The organism is Phaeobacter sp. (assembly GCF_022825805.1).
GTDB lineage: Bacteria > Pseudomonadota > Alphaproteobacteria > Rhodobacterales > Rhodobacteraceae > Phaeobacter.
This window is the reverse complement of the sequence record NZ_JAJDWC010000143.1, coordinates 1-16794: the sequence shown is the minus strand read 5'-3', so window position 1 is coordinate 16794 and position 16794 is coordinate 1. Positions and strand designations below refer to the sequence as shown.

14 protein-coding genes and 1 tRNA gene are annotated in these 16794 nt (G+C 58.9%); 13 read left to right on the top strand and 2 right to left on the bottom strand.

The window, feature by feature from the left end:
* Positions 1-169: 169 nt before the first annotated feature.
* A tRNA-Asn gene (locus Q0C28_RS16460) sits at positions 170-244 on the bottom strand.
* Positions 245-587: 343 nt separating this feature from the next.
* Here Q0C28_RS16460 and Q0C28_RS16455 point away from each other — a divergent pair.
* From Q0C28_RS16455 to Q0C28_RS16415, 9 genes are all read left to right on the top strand, one after another.
* On the top strand, positions 588-1805 hold the full coding sequence (locus Q0C28_RS16455) for a Xaa-Pro peptidase family protein (protein ID WP_293577428.1): 1218 nt from the start codon (positions 588-590) through the stop codon (positions 1803-1805).
* Positions 1802-2569, top strand: a complete 768-nt coding sequence (locus tag Q0C28_RS16450; RefSeq protein WP_366934247.1) for an Asp/Glu racemase — start codon at positions 1802-1804, stop codon at positions 2567-2569. The genes Q0C28_RS16455 and Q0C28_RS16450 overlap by 4 nt, the downstream gene beginning before the upstream one ends.
* Positions 2570-2954: 385 nt before the next feature.
* The gene (locus tag Q0C28_RS16445) at positions 2955-3629 is read left to right on the top strand and encodes a hypothetical protein (RefSeq protein WP_293577426.1); all 675 of its coding nucleotides are present in this window, start codon (positions 2955-2957) and stop codon (positions 3627-3629) included.
* Between the two features lie 192 nt (positions 3630-3821).
* Positions 3822-4958: an ABC transporter substrate-binding protein gene (locus Q0C28_RS16440; RefSeq protein ID WP_293577424.1), complete on the top strand. Its 1137-nt coding sequence runs from the start codon at positions 3822-3824 to the stop codon at positions 4956-4958.
* A gap of 126 nt (positions 4959-5084) precedes the next feature.
* Positions 5085-6005 carry a branched-chain amino acid ABC transporter permease gene (locus Q0C28_RS16435; RefSeq protein ID WP_293577422.1) on the top strand — a complete coding sequence of 307 codons (921 nt, stop codon included), beginning with the start codon at positions 5085-5087 and terminating at the stop codon, positions 6003-6005.
* Positions 6005-6988, top strand: a complete 984-nt coding sequence (locus Q0C28_RS16430; RefSeq protein WP_293577430.1) for a branched-chain amino acid ABC transporter permease — start codon at positions 6005-6007, stop codon at positions 6986-6988. Before Q0C28_RS16435 ends, Q0C28_RS16430 begins: the two co-directional genes overlap by 1 nt.
* Entirely contained in the window at positions 6981-7754 is a 774-nt protein-coding gene (locus Q0C28_RS16425) for an ABC transporter ATP-binding protein (RefSeq protein WP_293577420.1), read from the top strand. The genes Q0C28_RS16430 and Q0C28_RS16425 overlap by 8 nt, the downstream gene beginning before the upstream one ends.
* Positions 7751-8440, top strand: coding sequence for an ABC transporter ATP-binding protein (locus Q0C28_RS16420; RefSeq protein ID WP_293577418.1), 690 nt, complete (start codon positions 7751-7753; stop codon positions 8438-8440). The genes Q0C28_RS16425 and Q0C28_RS16420 overlap by 4 nt, the downstream gene beginning before the upstream one ends.
* A gap of 180 nt (positions 8441-8620) precedes the next feature.
* The gene (locus Q0C28_RS16415) at positions 8621-9364 is read left to right on the top strand and encodes a glycosyltransferase family 2 protein (protein WP_293577416.1); all 744 of its coding nucleotides are present in this window, start codon (positions 8621-8623) and stop codon (positions 9362-9364) included.
* A gap of 41 nt (positions 9365-9405) precedes the next feature.
* On the opposite strand, the gene Q0C28_RS16410 is transcribed toward Q0C28_RS16415, so the two are convergent.
* Entirely contained in the window at positions 9406-10956 is a 1551-nt protein-coding gene (locus Q0C28_RS16410) for a trimethylamine methyltransferase family protein (protein ID WP_293577414.1), read from the bottom strand.
* 618 nt (positions 10957-11574) lie between these two features.
* Here Q0C28_RS16410 and Q0C28_RS16405 point away from each other — a divergent pair.
* The 4 genes from Q0C28_RS16405 to cimA all read left to right on the top strand — a co-directional run bounded on the left by Q0C28_RS16405 (position 11575) and on the right by cimA (position 16607).
* Positions 11575-12051: a porin family protein gene (locus Q0C28_RS16405; RefSeq protein ID WP_293577412.1), complete on the top strand. Its 477-nt coding sequence runs from the start codon at positions 11575-11577 to the stop codon at positions 12049-12051.
* 475 nt (positions 12052-12526) lie between these two features.
* On the top strand, positions 12527-13126 hold the full coding sequence (locus Q0C28_RS16400) for an outer membrane beta-barrel protein (RefSeq protein WP_293577411.1): 600 nt from the start codon (positions 12527-12529) through the stop codon (positions 13124-13126).
* A gap of 318 nt (positions 13127-13444) precedes the next feature.
* A complete protein-coding gene (gene cysS, locus Q0C28_RS16395; protein WP_293577410.1) occupies positions 13445-14929 on the top strand; it encodes a cysteine--tRNA ligase in 1485 nt (494 codons plus the stop codon).
* Between the two features lie 64 nt (positions 14930-14993).
* Entirely contained in the window at positions 14994-16607 is a 1614-nt protein-coding gene (gene cimA / locus Q0C28_RS16390; protein ID WP_293577409.1) for a citramalate synthase, read from the top strand.
* Positions 16608-16794 lie beyond the last annotated feature (187 nt).

Sequence of the window (16794 nt, the reverse complement as noted above, 5' to 3'; positions counted from 1 at the left end):
GCAAGGTGGTAGTGGCGACTTCGGTAACGCGCAGCGTGTGTTGAGAGTTATGGATATGGCAGGGGAGCTGTTGAGAAGAAGTGCCCCTAAACTGCCCCTAAACTCGAAATATGCCCCTGAGCCAAAAGCCAAAAAAGCCCTTAAGTCTTAGCGACTTAAGGGCTTTTTATGGCTCCGGCGGTAGGGATCGAACCTACGACCAATTGATTAACAGTCAACTGCTCTACCGCTGAGCTACGCCGGACCATATGGGGGCTTTTAGGGGCTTTTCCGAGGCGCGTCCAGTGGAAAAATGTAGTGTTGTCAGGTTTTTTCTCAAACCCCAGCATTGACGGACAAGCCATGAGCCTGTCAGGGTTTTCTCGGATCAGAACCGCCTGCGGGCGGCGTGTTTGACAGGGTTGGCGTAAACTGGCGTGGGCGGTCTTGGGGCTTGGTATGGAGCCAGGCTCAGGGCTAGGCACCGGGCCAAGCAAAGCGCCAGTAGGTTGGCGGCGAAACCCCTGGCGCACGCCCGTCTAAAAGGGCGCGATCCGTGGAACAAAACCAAAGCGTCCGGGTCATGGCGGCGCAGAAAGCAGGGCAGCATGGCATTGGACCGCAAAATCGAGCAAACCGGGAAACATCTGCCGCCATTGTCGCGTGGCTTTGATCCGTTGGAATATGCGGAGCGGGTTGCTGGGCTTCAGCGTCAGATGGCGCAGGCGGACCTGGATGTGCTGCTGCTGACATCGGCGGCGGATCTGTATTATGTCTCCGGCTTTCTGACCCGCTTTTGGGAGAGCCCGGCGCGGCCCTGGTTTCTGTGCATTCCCGCCACGGGCCAGCCTGTCGCGGTGATCCCGGCCATCGGAGCGGAATTGATGGGGCGCGGGTGGATCACTGACATTCGCACCTGGGATGCGCCTGATCCGAGCGACGATGGTGTGACGCTGCTGGTCGATACCCTGCGGGAGCTGACCGAGGGGCGCAGACAGCCGCGCATTGGCACGCCGATGGGGCTGGAAACCCATTTGCGCATGCCTCTGGCTGATTACCATCGAGTGCGTGACATGACCGCACCGGCCACATGGCAGGACGCAACCGATGTGGTGCAACGGGTCCGGGAGATCAAATCCGAGGCTGAGATTGCCAAGATCCGGGTGGCCTGTGGCATTGCGGATCGCGCCTTTGCGCGGGTTGCGGATTTTGCCGATGTGGGCCTGCCGCTGGACGGCGTGTTTCGTCAATTCCAACGTGTCCTGCTGGAGGAGGGTGCTGACTGGGTCTCTTACACCGCGGGCGGTGCGGGACAGTGCGGCTATGGCGATGTGATTTCGCCAGCCGATGGCAGGCTGCTGCAGAGCGGCGATGTCTTGATGTTGGATACGGGCGCGGTTTGGGATGGGTATTTCTGCGATTTTGATCGCAACTATGCCATTGGCGCGGTTGCGCCAGATACGGCGGCGGCGCAAGCGGCCTTGTCTGCGGCGATCGATCACGTGCTGGACACGCTGCGACCGGGGCACAGGGCTTGCGATGTGCATCGGCTTCTGTGCGAACAGCTGCGCCAGCACGGGGCGGAGCCCGGTGGCGGGCGTCTGGGTCACGGTTTGGGGCTGACCTTGACGGAATGGCCATCGTTCACACCATTGGATCAGACTGAACTTCGCGCAGGTATGGTGCTGACATTGGAGCCGGGCGTGGAGATTGCGCCTGGTCGGTGTCTTGTCCATGAGGAGAACATCGTTTTGCGTGACACGGGCCCTGAATTGCTGAGCACCCGTGCCCCACGGCTGTTGCCCGTTTTGGGAGCGCAGCAATGACCATGACAGCGAAGCGGATGGAGTACGATCTGGCCCCCGCAATCGGCAGCCGGGCCACGCTGGGCCTGGTGGTTTTGCAGGTGGATGAAACCCTGGAGCATGATTTCAAGCGGATGTTCGCAAGCCCAGAGATCTCGCTTTATGTCAGTCGGATTCCATCGGGGCAGGATCTGAACCCTGACACCATCGCAACCATGAAGACGACGTTGCCAGCGGCGGCTGGTCTGTTGCCGCAGGCCGCCCAGTTTGATGTTGTGGGCTATGGCTGCACCTCGGGAACCACGTTGATCGGACAGGACAAAGTGGCCGAGCTGGTGCGCAGTGGGGTCGCTTGTGGGGCTGTTGCCGATCCGCTCACAGCGGCGCTGGCGGCCATGGCGCAGCTGGATGTGCAGCGCGTCGGGCTTGTGACCCCGTATGTGGAGAGCGTCAGCGCGCCGGTGGCGCAGGCCTTTGCCAACGCGGGGCTGACCGTGTGCAACAGTGTCTCGTTCGCCGAGGAAGAGGAGGCGAAGGTCGCCCGGATTGACCCAGCCTCGACCTTTGCTGCCGCGCTGGCGGTGGGTCAGCAGCCGGAGGTGGAGGCTGTTTTCCTGTCCTGCACCAATTTGCGGACCTTCGACATCATTGCGCCGCTGGAGGACAGGTTGCAAAAACCTGTGGTCAGCAGCAATCAGGCCATGGGCTGGCAGATGGCATCACTGGCGGGGTGTCATGACATCTGTATGGGGCCCGGGATGCTCTGGCAGCACGGGCCGCAGTGATCGACTGTCTTCCGGTCTGCCGCGCCGCTGTTGCGAGATTTGCGTAAGAGGCGCGCAAAGGTAAAGATGGAAGATACACTTTAAAGACGATTTCTTGCGTTCACGTTCTTGAGGGTTTCAGGTGTGAGGATTTGCCGAAAACTGAAATGAAGAATATCTTATAGGTATCGGTAAATAAAACACAATTGTAAAATTTTACCCTCTCATCCGTTTGTCCAACAGGATCCCTTTTCTGTGCTCAAGGGTATCAAGCATTAATTTTCACTTATCACTATATTTCTCCTTTAGATTGTGTCATAATCTGAGGGTCGGAAGTGTCTACTTTAATTTACAGTTTTGAGTGTGATCGCCCATTTTTCGGATGGGTCAGTGCAGAGGTGACACCATGGAAGGGAGTTTCTTGCGGAGCCGCTCTGAAGGCCTGCGGTCGGGCTGCCGTTTGATCGTGACCTTGGATGTCGTGTTCGAGGGCGAGGTGCGGGTCGCTGCTGCCGAGGTGCTGCAACATGATATGAGAAACCGGGTGGCCTATGCCCAGTTGCAAACCCTCTCCGAGACGTTCCATCCGCAATTGGCCACCTGTCTCGCAGACTGCGTGGAGGCATTTCTGCGGCGCGGGGAGACGCATCACCCGGATATGGTTGCCGATATACCCGGTCTCATTCTGGCCAATGTCAGCATTGCCGAGGGCGATGTCAGCGGCAATATCACCACGCTCTATGTGACCTTCAACAGCTGCATTGGCGACATGGCGCGCGGCTTTGTGTCTGAGCTTCGGTTTGGCTGCGTGCTTGAAGATGTCAGCCGGGATATGAGCGCGCAGGTGCTGAATGATCTCGCCATGCCCTTGCTGAATGTATTGACCGCTGAGGAGGCGGGGATGATCGACAGCGGTGATCCGGTTGGGGGGCTTGCGGATCAATTGGTGCGAAAAGCCCATGAAATCAGATTTCAGATCGAATTGATCAAACGCTACGCGAACAGCCTGGAGCGCGAGCGCCTCTTCTCCAGACACCGGGGCATTCCGAACGCGCCCAGTCGGGCAGAGGAAAACGCCTGACGCGATATCACGCGACGCATCTGACGCCTGCCTGCGGTTTGGCCCATCTTCCGCCACCCTGTCAATGGGATCTGAATTCAGCCACCATTCGTGAATAAATGTCTGGCGTCGCGCGAGCCAATGGGAAAGAGTGGGCGCAAAGGGCCTGCCGACAGAAGCAAGGCCCATTGGACTGCTCAGGGAGACGCACAGATGAAATCCATTTCCACCTTGGCGCTGGCAACGGCGGTATCGTCGCTGGCTTTGACAGCTGCGGCAGACACAAAAATCGGCATGATCACAACCCTGTCTGGCGGCGGCGCCGGGTTGGGTGTGGATGTGCGCGATGGCTTCATGCTGGCGTTGGAACAGGCCGGGCGCGATGATGTGGAGGTGGTGATCGAAGATGATCAGCGCAAACCCGAAAGCGCAGTGCAAATTGCTGATCGCATGATCCAGTCGGAAAAGGTCGACATCATGACCGGCATCATCTGGTCGAACCTTGCCATGGCCGTCGTCCCGGCTGCGACGGCGCAAGGCGTGTTCTACCTGTCACCGAACGCGGGCCCGTCTGCGCTGGCAGGGGCGCGTTGTCATCCGAATTATTTCAATGTGGCCTGGCAGAACGACAACCTGCACGAGGCAGCAGGAGCCTACGCAAATGACGCGGCTCTGAAAAACAGCTATATCCTGGCGCCGAACTATCCCGCCGGTAAAGACGCGCTGACCGGCTACAAACGGATGTATTCCGGTGAACTGGCAGGGGAAACCTACACCAAACTGGGCCAGACCGATTATGCCGCCGAGATCGCCCAGATCCGTGCGTCAGGGGCCGATAGCGTTTATTTCTTCCTGCCCGGCGGGATGGGGATCTCCTTCCTTAAGCAATATGCCGACAGTGGTGTCGACCTGCCGGTGGTGGGGCCTGCGTTCAGTTTTGATCAGGGGATCCTGCAGGCGGTTGGCGGTGCCGCATTGGGGATCAAGAACACGTCGCAGTGGAACAAAGATCTCGACAATACGGCCAACACTGCATTTGTGGCAGCGTTCCAGCAGAAGTATGAACGCCTGCCATCGCTTTATGCGAGCCAAGGATATGACACGGCCAACCTGATCCTTAGCGCGCTGGACAAGGCGGATGTGTCAGATGCAGACGCCTTCCGTGATGCGCTGCGGGAGGCGGATTTTGCGTCCGTGCGCGGCGATTTTGCCTTCGGCCAGAACCAGCATCCGGTGCAGAACATCTATGTCCGCGAAGTGATCCAGGAAGGTGATGTCTTCACCAACAAGATCATCGCCACCGGGCTGGAGAACCACGCAGACGCCTATGCGGCTGACTGCAAAATGTAATAATACTGGCGGCTTATCACCCATACTTCACGTGTCCAGGCCTGCTGGCAGGCGCGTGGGGTATGTGGTTTGGGTCTTGCGTGGCTCCGATTTGATCGGGGCCATCTGCATCAACGGTAAGTGAATATGTCCCTCATTCTTGTCTTGGAGCAGATCCTGAACGGGTTGCAGTTCGGGGTGATGCTTTTCCTCATGGCGGCCGGGCTGACCCTGGTGTTTGGCGTCATGGGGTTGATCAACCTTGCCCACGGCGCGCTCTACATGGTGGGGGCGTTTGCGGCGGCCATCGTTGCCTCCTGGACGGGATCTTTTGTTCTGGCCCTGGCGGCCAGCCTCATGGCGGCCGCGACGGCTGGGGCGTTGATGGAAATTCTGGTGATCCGCAAGCTTTATGATCGCGATCATCTGGATCAGGTGTTGGCCACCTTTGCGCTGATCCTGGTCTTTTCCGAAGGCACGCGTTGGGTCTTTGGCTCGTTTCCACTGTTTCTGGATGTCCCGCCTTACCTATCGGGTCCAGTGACGCTGCCTGGGGGCATTGAATATCCGCTGTACCGGCTGGCGATCATTGCCATCGGATTGGTCATCGCGTTGGGTTTGTTCTGGTTGATCAGCCGCACGCGCATCGGGGTGCAGATCCGCGCCGGAGAAGCCGACCGCGAAATGATTGCCGCTTTGGGCGTCGATATTTCAAGGCTTTACACGCTGGTCTTCGCTCTGGGTGCGGCGCTGGCGGGGCTGGCAGGCGCCTTGGTGGGGGCGATCCAATCGGTTCAGGTTGGCATGGGCGAGCCCGTGCTCATTCTGGCCTTTGTGGTGATCGTCATCGGTGGTATCGGCTCCATCAAGGGCGCGCTGGTGGGGGCGCTGTTGGTTGGGCTGACCGATCGGCTGGGCAGTATTTTCCTACCTCAGATCTTCGCTCTCGTGATGGAGCCCTCCAGTGCAACGACTGCGGGGGCCTCTGTTGCCTCGATGCTGATCTATATTCTGATGGCACTGATCCTGCTGTTGCGGCCCTCTGGACTGTATGGGAGGTCGGCATGATACGCCGCGAACAAATGTGCAACGCAGCGGTCATCCTGCTGTTGTTGGCCATCCCGCTCTGGGCCCATTCCGCGGATGCACCTTTCGTGATCACACTGGCGACCAAAGTGACCATCCTGGCGCTGGCGGGTGTTGGATTGAATATCGCGCTTGGGATCGGCGGGTTGGTGAGCCTGGGTCATGCGGTCTTCTTTGGCATTGGTGGCTATGCGACGGGCATTCTCGCGTCCCATGCCCAGACCTATGAGCCGCTGTTGCAGGCGCCTTTTGTGATCGAGGGCACCAACCAAATGCCAATCATCTGGTTGGTGGCTGTGGTGTTCAGCGCACTGGCAGCGCTCGTCATCGGTGCGTTGTCGCTGCGCACGTCGGGTGTGTATTTCATCATGATCACCTTGGCCTTCGGTCAAATGTTCTACTACTTCGCAATCAGTTGGAGCGCATACGGCGGAGAAGATGGGTTGTCGATCTGGGTGCGCAATGAATTTCCTGGTGCCAACACATTGGTCCCTCTGCATTTCTTTCTGATCTGTTTTGCCATCCTCTGCGCGGTCTTGTGGTTTGCGGCCCGGCTGGCACGCGCACCCTTCGGCTTGGCGCTTGCAGCAGCGCGCCAGAACCAGGACCGGGTCGAGGCGGTGGGGATTACGCCTTATCGCTTGCGTCTGGTGGCCTTTGTCGTGTCCGGCGCTATCACCGGCTTGGCGGGCGCGCTGTTTGCGGATTTGAACCGTTTCGTCAGCCCCAGCATGCTGAGCTGGCACACCAGCGGTGAGATCATGATTTTTGTGATCATCGGCGGTGTGGGCCGGTTGTTCGGTCCTGTCGTTGGCGCGGCAATCTTTATCCTGCTGGAGCATTTTCTGGGCGGCATCAGCGAATATTGGCAAATCTACCTAGGCGGCTTTTTGTTGGTCATCGTGCTTTATGCCCGCGGGGGTGTGATTGGCGCACTAGCAGGGCGGGAGGTGGCCCATGACTGATCCCAATCACTCTGTCTCCCCTGTGCTCGAAGTTCGCGGTGTGAGCAAATCCTTCGGTGCGTTGCATGCCAGTCGGGACATTTCTCTGGATTTGCGAGCGGGCGAAATCCATGCGTTGATCGGACCAAACGGTGCTGGAAAATCAACGCTGATTAAACAGATAACCGGTGAACTTCGACCGGATCGCGGGTCCGTTTTGCTGAATGGTGAGCCGATTGATCATCTCAGCCGGATGGCCCGGGCCCAACGGGGGCTGGGGCGAACATTTCAAATCTCGGCCCTTGCGATGGACTTCACCGTGTTGCAAAACGCAGTGCTTGGCGCGTTGGTCGCGCGCGGTGGAGTGTTTCGGTTTTTCAGCAATGTGATGCGCGACCGCGATCTGGTCGCCCGCGCGAGCGAGGCATTGGACCGTGTGGGTCTTGCAGATGTGGCGCAGATGCGAACAGCGGATATCTCCCACGGGCAACGACGCCAGTTGGAGGTCGCGATTGCCCTGACGCAACGGCCAAAGCTGTTTCTGATGGATGAACCGATGGCAGGGCTCGGCGCCGGTGGCTCGCAAAGTATGACGGTGTTTCTGGCCAGCCTACGGCAAGAAGCGCCGATATTGCTGGTGGAGCATGACATGGACGCTGTCTTTGCGCTGGCGGATAGGATTTCGGTGCTGGTTTATGGGCAGATCATTGCCACAGGAACGCAAGAGGAAATTCGCAACTCAGTAGAGGTTCAACGCGCCTATCTGGGTGAGGAGGACGCGCTATGACACTGCTTTCGCTGCAAAATGTTACGGCCTTCTATGGCGCGTCGCAGGCTTTGTTTGGGGTCGATCTGGAGATCGCTGAAGGCGAAGTCGTCGCGCTGATGGGGCGTAACGGGATGGGCAAATCAACCACGATCAAAACCATTTGTGGCCTGTTGCCTGCGCAATCTGGCCAGTTGATATTTCGCGGGAATGACCTGCGTGGAATGCGCGCGCACCAGATCGCCCGTTTGGGGGTGGGGCTAGTGCCGGAGGGTCGGCGGTGTTTTGCGCCATTGACGGTCGAGGAAAACCTGATGGCTGCGGCCCGGCCGGGTCATTGGGATATGGCGCAGGTGGGGGCACTGTTCCCGCGATTGATTGAACGACGCCAACAGGTTGCGGGCTCTTTGTCAGGTGGAGAACAGCAAATGCTGGCGATCGGTCGCGCGCTGATGACAAACCCGCGCCTCCTGGTGCTGGATGAGGCGACCGAGGGGCTGGCGCCCGTGGTTCGGCGTGAGATTTGGGACGCGATTGCCACCCTCCGCCAGAGCCAGGGGTTGAGCATTCTGGTGGTCGATAAAACGCTGAAAGAACTCTCGGTTCTGGCAGATAAGGCCGTGATCCTCAGCAAAGGTACATCAGTCTGGAGCGGCGCAATCTCCGACCTCACGCCTGATATGAAAGCGCGTTTCTTGGGGGTCTGATCCAGAAAGGCTGGCGATGAAGTGTTCCTAGCCGGTGTCGTCGAGTCAGCACCTTGGCCTTCGCCCCAGGGTTTGTTAGGCAGGCCGCGATAGTGACGGACCAGAGCGGCGGGCGAGAGTGACGGGCCGGTTTGGGCCGGGTCATGCCACAAGGCCAATTTCGGCAGGAAGGACACGCGAGTGCCCGCGATCAGCATTTGTATTCCCGCCTATGGGATGGGGGGCGCCGGTGCCACGTACCTGGCCGAGTCTCTTGATCGGCTGTGCCTGCAGACCTTTCGCGATTTTGAGGTCATCGTTTCAGATCAGTCTGATGATGAGGACATTGCACAACTCTGCGCAGCCTACGGCGACAGATTGTCGATCATCCATCTTTGGAACCGCGATGCGCCGCGCCAGGCGTCTGCCAATGTCAATCATGCCATTGCGGCGGCTCGTGGCACCATCCTGAAAATTCTGTTTCAGGATGATTTGCTGATTGGAAACAACGCGCTGGAGATCATTCATGATGCAATGTCAGCTGGCGCGGCCTGGTCTCTTTGTGGATCGGGTGTGACCCGCGATGGCCAAGAGGTGACGCGGCCGATGGTGCCGCGACTGACCGACCGGCTGCATTTTGGCAAAAACACGGTATCAAGCCCCTCGGTTCTGGCAATGCGGCGCGATGCGGCGATGGCGTTTGATGAAGAGCTGATCTGGCTGATGGACGTCGATCTCTACAAACGTTTGTGGGACCGTCATGGTGCGCCTGCGATTGTCGCCGACACGGTGGTTGCCAACCGTCTTCATGATGGGCAGGTCAGCGCCTCTGTCAGAAAATCCCTGCGTCAAAAAGAGCTGCGCTATGTGGCTCGGAAATTTGCGCGATCCACCAATCTGATCGGCTGGCTGGAATATCTGCGCCAGCGGCTCAAAGCACTGTAGCAAAACGGGCGTCACGAAGACGCCCGTTTTAAATCAGTTGGTTACGCGGAAAGGTGAATGTTGAACTTCTCGCGCAGGGCCTGATCTAGCTGCGGGTCAAACCGTGCGGCTGCAGGCTCGCCCAGGATCTGTTCTTTGCGCGCGATGGCCTTTTCGATCAGATCTGGTTTCTCCAGCTCGGCCCATTCTTTGGGAGACGTGCGGTCACCGAACGTGGGGTAGACAAAATCCTGCTGCATCCGGCTGAGCGTCGCATCAGTGCCAAGATAATGGCCCGTGCCGCCCAGGCAGACTTCTGCGATCTGATCCACCGCCAGCGTATCCTCTGACACTTCGATGCCGCGGACACAGCGCAGCGCCTGACCGATGATGTCATCACTCAGGATCAGCGATTCCAGGCAGAACCCCAGCAGGGAGGCGTGCATGCCCGCCGATTCATAGACCATGTTGAGCCCGGACAGACCCGCCATCACGTTGGAGCACATCTGCTCCCAACCGGCCTGCATGTCCGGCATCTTGCTGTCCGATGCACCCGCCGCGGCGCCGCCGGGCAGGTCATAATAGCGGTGCATCTGGGCACAGCCTGCCGACAGCAGCGCCTGTTCGCCGGAACCGATGGACATGGCGCCTGTACGCAGGTCCAGACCGAAGGGCCAGGTGCCAAAGATCGCGGGCGCGCCGGGCTTGACCGCGTTCACATAGACCAGACCTGCCAGACATTCCGCGACCGCCTGTACGATGGCGCCTGCCACAGTGGAGGGGGCGGTTGCACCAGCCATGCCCGCGGACAGCAGCAGCACGGGCATGCCACCTTTGATGCACAATTCCATGACTTCGCAGCTTTCAGTCGCGAATTTCATCGGCGGAACAACAAAACAGTTGGAGTTGGACACAAATGGACGCTCGCGCCATTTGTCTTCGCCCCCAGCGATCATATGCAGCATTTCCAGCGCAGGCGGAACATGATGGGGTTCGGTGAACGAGGTGCCGATGTGTTTGAACGTCCCGGCGCAGCTAGCGTAGACCGTGTTGAGGTCCATTTCCATGTTGTCGACGATATCGCGGCACACCATCGGGCGCTGGAGGAAATGCACATTGTCCAGCTGGTCGGTGATGCGCGCGGCATCGTGCAGATCCTGAACGGTGGAATCACGGTATTCTTTGCCGTGGACATCCACGACATGGACCGCGGCGCCAGCGGTGCCGTAGTGGACACGCGAACCGGACAGCTCGAGGTCATTTTTGCCATCACGGCTGAACAGTGTGATGGAGCGATTGGCCTTGGCCAGCGTGTCCTCGACCAGCGCGCGAGGGAAGCGGATGCGACCGTCGTCGCCCAGAATGGCACCTGCGTTGGTCAGATAGGCCACACCGCTTTCCGGGGCGTCGGCCAGGCCGATCCGCTCCAGCGCGTCCAGAGCGGCGTTGTGGATCTTGTCCATATCGGTGGCGGACAGCGGATTGTAGGTGCCGCCTTCGAGGCCTGCACGCACCGGGCGCAGGTGGTCAGGAAGAGCAGAGGCCCGTGCAGCACGGCGAGCGGAACGACCCCCGGAGCGCGCGGCCCGAGGTGAATTGGATTGGTCTGTCATGATGATGAATCTCTTTAGGTTGGACTGGAAAAGATACGGTCAACCAAAGAGTGGGCGGCCCCGCGCAGCACGGCCGCGAGCGGCACCGATCGTGCGTCCGATCAGCGCAATCCTACAGCGGTCGCACAGAATGCTGCCTGCCATATGTCGGTGTGTTTCCATGAGGTATACCGTCGCATATCGACGGATCGATTCTGTTCTGTTTGCGACGCATGTGAAATTTGCGACCTATTTTTCATCCAGCATGTCGCTTTCCTGTTTCACCAACGCTAAGGCTTTTCGGCGAAACCGTATAAAAATCACATTATTTCAGCAGGCTAAGGAGCAATGTTGTGCTCTGCCAGAGGTCACGGTCATGGCACAGTCTAAGGACCGTCTGAACCGCGCGTTAAGGAATGGTGGTTATGCTGATGCGAGGTCCGGCGCCTCTCTCCGTCTTGCGCCAGACGTAAAGTGAAAAGGACATTCCGCGACTTTCAAACCAAGGATCTGACCATGCGGCTGCAAAGAGCCAAGACAACAGAAACGCCAACTCCGCCACGCAGGGACAGCACTCTGCCACGGGGAAGGTGGCTTTTGTGTGCGTCTCGGGGCATGGCAGCGCTGGCGGTGTGTGCCGTGGTGTTTTCAAGCACTGCCGGCGCGGGGGATTGGGGTCGTTTTTTCCTGCGCGGCTTGCCTGGTGACAGCGCGGTTGGATCGCCCGCCGCTCCCGCCACCCAATCGGCGCGACAGCCTGACATTCAGATTTTCTACGATCATGACTTTGGCCGCCTTGTGCTGGGCGGTCGTGTCGCCCTTGAGGGGGAGCATCGCGCAGCGCGCTCTGACCACCCAGATGATCTTGGTGAATTGCGCTTGCGGGCGGGGTATGATCTTGGCCCGTCGCTCGGCTATCTGAGCTTTGGGCGCGAACAGCGGGAGATTGACGGCATGTCCGCACGAGAGACCGTGATTGGTTTGGGTCTGACCTATTCCCTGAACCAGGCGCTGCGTCTGAGCGGAGAATATCTGCGCGACACGGGGCGCACCGGATCAAGTGGTGGGGCAGGGTCTGAGGATCGGTTCTCCATCCGCGCAGCGTTTGAGTTTTAATAGATCATTTTTGATGCTCGGCTTTGAAATGTGCCAGACACCATGGCGCCGCCTCGCTGTGCCGCCAGAGAGTATCAATCCAGGTTGGTCTGCCTGCTGAACTGACTGGCCAGTGCCCGACACGTGATTGCCACTGCCACAGATTCAGAGGTCGGCCGCTCCATGTGGCGCTGTGGTGCGACGCGCCTCCCGCGTGCTGGGTTCAAGGGGTGCAGCGCAAATTGCAATGCATCCGGCAAATTCTGGCTAACGCTGGCAGGCCGTCGGCAAACCCCTGCTGTAGCTTGGGTTTTGCGGCCCGTGATCTGCGGGATTATGCCGAGGCTTCGCCACCAGATCAGCAAAAATATGCATAATTTCCATATCGTTGCCGCCCATACTGGAACCTCTGCGCATACGGACCTTTATCCAGGTCAGCGGCGCGCGGATTGCGCGTCGTGCCATATTGTCGAATGACACAGAAGGAGACATCGACATGATCCGCATTGCGCCCCTCGTGGCCAGTCTTCCCGTCCTTTGGGCTTCGCAGGCTTTGGCCGGAAACCTCACACCGCCCGTCGCCGATCCAGCACCCGCCGCGCCAATCGCGCCCGCGCCGTTGGCGACGGCAGGGTCGGATTGGACTGGTGGCTACGTCGGTGGCCAAATCGGTCAGTTGGATGCAAACACGTCCAACGGCCTGTCAGGCGACGACATCGCATATGGTGTCCACTTGGGGTACAACTATGATTTCGGCCAATTCGTCCTGGGCGGTGAACTGGACTATGACGCGACCGACACCGACCTTGGCGGTGCGGCCGGTGGGGCGACTGTGGACTCTGTTGCCCGCGCCAAGTTGAAAGCTGGTTATGATTTTGGTCCGGTTCTGGCCTATGTCACTGGCGGCGTAGCCCGTGCGGACACCTCGGTCGGATCTGACAGTGGCGATTTCTACGGCATCGGCGTGGCCTATCGGATCAGCGACGATTGGACCGTTGGTGGCGAGGTTTTGGAACATGATTTCGACAACCTCGGCGGCACCGGGATCGGCGCTGACGCAACTACGGTCAGCCTGAGAGCGTCGTTTAACTTCTGATCTGGCCCCATAAGATCAGGTCTCAAAAAACGGCGTGCTTGCTTGGCCGGCGCGCCGTTTTGCTGTTTGGCGGCAAAACCAGTCTTGGCCAAAGGGCTGTTGCGTGCTACCAAACCCCTATGAACCAGACATGTATCACAATTATTTGCTGCATTACCTGCTGAAATCATCAGCGGGCTGGTATCTGTCGTTCCCATTCTTCGAACACCTTGCTAAGCCCGCACTGCGCGCCGCCTCACTTTGGGGCAAAGGTTGGGACACCGGTTATGACCATCGGATAGAACCTATCCGGGTCTGAGCCGTATCGAAGGAAGAGGCATGACACCGATCAAGCTGCACAACACCCGCACCCGTGGCAAAGAGCTGCTGGAGCCGATCAATCCCGACAATGTGCGTCTCTACCTCTGCGGGCCAACGGTTTATGACCGTGCCCATTTGGGGAATGCGCGCCCTGTTGTGGTGTTTGATGTGCTCTATCGTCTGCTGCGTCAGATTTATGGCACCGATCACGTCACATATGCGCGCAACTTCACCGATGTGGATGACAAGATCAACGCGACCGCAGTGGCGCGCAAGGAGGCAGGCGCGCCGGGCACGCTGGAAGAGCTGGTGCAGGAGCGGACCGAGGAAACCATCAGCTGGTATCTCGCCGATATGGCTGAACTGGGCGCGTTGGAGCCCGATCACATGCCGCGGGCAACCGCCTATATCCCGCAGATGATCACGATGATCGAGGCGCTGATCGGCAAAGGCCATGCCTATCCCGATGGATCCGGGCATGTGCTGTTTTCGGTCAAAAGCTATGACAATTACGGCGCGCTATCGGGTCGCTCCGTGGATGATATGATCGCCGGGGCGCGGGTGGAAGTGGCGGATAACAAACGGGATCCGATGGATTTCGTGCTGTGGAAACCCTCCACCGATGAGCTGCCAGGGTGGGACAGCCCCTGGGGTCGCGGGCGTCCGGGCTGGCACATCGAATGTTCCGCCATGAGCCATGAGCTGTTTGGCGAAAGCTTTGATATTCACGGCGGCGGCAATGATCTGATGTTCCCGCATCATGAAAATGAAATCGCCCAAAGCTGCTGTGCCCATCCCGAGGGCGATTTTGCAAAGATCTGGCTGCACAACGAGATGCTGCAGGTCGAGGGCAAGAAGATGTCCAAATCGCTCGGCAACTTTTTCACCGTCCGCGACCTGCTTGAACAGGGCTACCCGGGTGAGGTCATCCGCTTTGTGTTTTTGCAGACGCACTATCGCAAGCCGATGGACTGGACGGACAAAAAGGCAAAAGAGGCTGAGGCCACTTTGCGCAAGTGGCGGGCGCTGACCGCAGGCATCGAGCCTGCACCCACCGCGGCTGCCGCGGTGATCGCCGCGCTGTCCGATGATCTCAACACTGCCGGTGCGGTTGCGGAGCTGCACAAATTGGCGTCCGCGGGCGAAGCGGCCACGTTGTTGGCATCGGCGCGGTTGATGGGTGTGTTGACGGAGGAGCTGGGCGCCTGGGCCAACGAAGGCCAAGAAAGCGAAACATCGGCGAGTGACGATCGCTTTAGTGTAAGTGTTTCTTGGACTGGCACGTTGCCAAGTGACACAGAAGAACTGCTTGTGAAAACCGGGTTCAAGCTTGCAGAAATAAGGTCAAATGCGCTTCAAACCAAAGACTTTGGGAAGGTTGATCAACTTGTAAAGAAGCTGAAACAACTTGGACTAGAAGTTGGTCTTAAACCAAATCGAGTTGAGCTGAGGTTGCCACCTGGGTTCGTGTTGGATGGGCTTTCGGTGCTGCTAGAACCGTAGTTTGGAAGTAACGTCACCCCGTCTCAACCAATCTGCCTATTTCGCCAAGCCATAAGGCCAGCCAATGATCAAAGAACGTCTTTACCTCTACGACACCACGCTGCGTGATGGGCAACAGACCCAGGGTGTGCAGTTTTCCACCGCCGAGAAAAACCAGATCGCCGCGGCGCTGGATGCACTGGGGGTCGACTATATCGAAGGGGGGTGGCCCGGTGCGAACCCGACAGACAGTGGCTTTTTCGATGAGGCGCCCGAGACGCGTGCAACGATGACCGCATTTGGCATGACCAAACGGGCCGGGCGGTCCGCAGCAAATGACGAGGTGCTGGCGGCGGTGATGAATGCGGGCACGCCCGCGGTTTGTCTGGTGGGCAAGAGCCATGACTACCACGTGACCCATGCGCTCGGCATCGAGCTGGAGGAAAACCTCGAGAATATTCGCGCCTCCATCCGGCATATCCGCGCCGCCGGTCGGGAAGCCCTGTTTGATGCAGAGCATTTCTTTGACGGCTACAAGGACAATCCAGACTATGCCGTTGCAGCCTGTCGCGCGGCCTATGACGAAGGCGCGCGCTGGGTGGTGCTGTGTGACACTAACGGCGGGACATTGCCTGACGAGGTTGGGCGCATCGTCCGCGCGGTTGTGGCCGCTGGTATCCCCGGGGATCATTTAGGCATCCACACTCACAATGACATGGACACTGCCGTGGCCTGTACGCTGGCGGCGATTGATGCAGGCGCGCGTCAGGTCCAGGGCACTTTGAACGGCTTGGGCGAACGCTGCGGCAACGCCAATCTGACGACCCTGATCCCAACCTTGCTGTTGAAACAGCCCTATGCGGATCAGTTCGACATCGGCGTGAGCCGTGCGGGGCTGGCGGGTCTGACGAAGCTGAGCCGGACCCTTGATGAGATCCTCAACCGTGTGCCGACAAAACAGGCAGCCTACGTCGGGGCATCGGCGTTTGCCCATAAGGCCGGGCTCCATGCCAGTGCGATCCTCAAGGATCCAAGCACTTACGAACACATTGATCCCGCATTGGTCGGCAACGCCCGCATCATTCCGATGTCCAATCAGGCGGGCCAGTCCAATCTGCGTCGGCGTCTCTCTGAGGCGGGCCTGTCTGTAGAAAAGGGCGACCCGGCTTTGGCGCGGATCCTGGACCGGATCAAAACCCGCGAGGCGGAGGGTTATTCCTACGATACGGCGCAGGCCTCGTTTGAAATTCTGGCCCGCGAAGAACTTGGTCAGCTGCCCTCATTCTTTGAGGTGAAGCGCTACAAGGTCACGGTGGAGCGGCGCAAAAACAAATACGACAAGATGGTGTCCCTGTCGGAGGCCGTGGTCGTGGTTAAGGTGGATGGCCAGAAACTGCTGTCGGTCAGCGAGTCGATGGATGAAACCGGCAACGACCGGGGGCCTGTGAACGCGCTTGCGAAGGCGTTGATCAAGGATCTGGGCCGCTATTCGCAGATGCTGGATGATATGCGTCTGGTCGATTTCAAGGTGCGGATCACCCAGGGCGGCACCGAGGCGGTTACTCGGGTCATTATTGACAGCGAAGACAGCAAAGGCCGCCGTTGGTCCACTGTTGGCGTCAGCGCGAACATAATCGACGCGTCGTTTGAAGCGCTGCTGGACGCCATCCGTTGGAAGCTGCTGCGCGACGAAGCCTGAGGCAGGGTCGCAGCTTTTGTATCTGACTGCAGTTTGCCGCCCCCAAGGGGTGATTTCTGCGGGGAAAAGGATATCTGTCTGTCATGAGATTTGACGACGATTTGATGGTTTGCGCCGAGTTGGTGCAAAAAGGTGATCCCGAACGCTTTCGCACTGTGGTGGCCGCCCCGCCAGAGGTGCGGCCGAT

Coding starts and splice junctions, on each gene's coding strand:
- Q0C28_RS16455 (WP_293577428.1), top strand. CDS start 588: ATGGCATTGGACCGCAAAATCGAGCAAACCGGGAAACATCTGCCGCCA.
- Q0C28_RS16450 (WP_366934247.1), top strand. CDS start 1,802: ATGACCATGACAGCGAAGCGGATGGAGTACGATCTGGCCCCCGCAATC.
- Q0C28_RS16445 (WP_293577426.1), top strand. CDS start 2,955: ATGGAAGGGAGTTTCTTGCGGAGCCGCTCTGAAGGCCTGCGGTCGGGC.
- Q0C28_RS16440 (WP_293577424.1), top strand. CDS start 3,822: ATGAAATCCATTTCCACCTTGGCGCTGGCAACGGCGGTATCGTCGCTG.
- Q0C28_RS16435 (WP_293577422.1), top strand. CDS start 5,085: ATGTCCCTCATTCTTGTCTTGGAGCAGATCCTGAACGGGTTGCAGTTC.
- Q0C28_RS16425 (WP_293577420.1), top strand. CDS start 6,981: ATGACTGATCCCAATCACTCTGTCTCCCCTGTGCTCGAAGTTCGCGGT.
- Q0C28_RS16420 (WP_293577418.1), top strand. CDS start 7,751: ATGACACTGCTTTCGCTGCAAAATGTTACGGCCTTCTATGGCGCGTCG.
- Q0C28_RS16410 (WP_293577414.1), bottom strand. CDS start 10,956: ATGACAGACCAATCCAATTCACCTCGGGCCGCGCGCTCCGGGGGTCGT.
- Q0C28_RS16400 (WP_293577411.1), top strand. CDS start 12,527: ATGATCCGCATTGCGCCCCTCGTGGCCAGTCTTCCCGTCCTTTGGGCT.
- cysS (WP_293577410.1), top strand. CDS start 13,445: ATGACACCGATCAAGCTGCACAACACCCGCACCCGTGGCAAAGAGCTG.
- cimA (WP_293577409.1), top strand. CDS start 14,994: ATGATCAAAGAACGTCTTTACCTCTACGACACCACGCTGCGTGATGGG.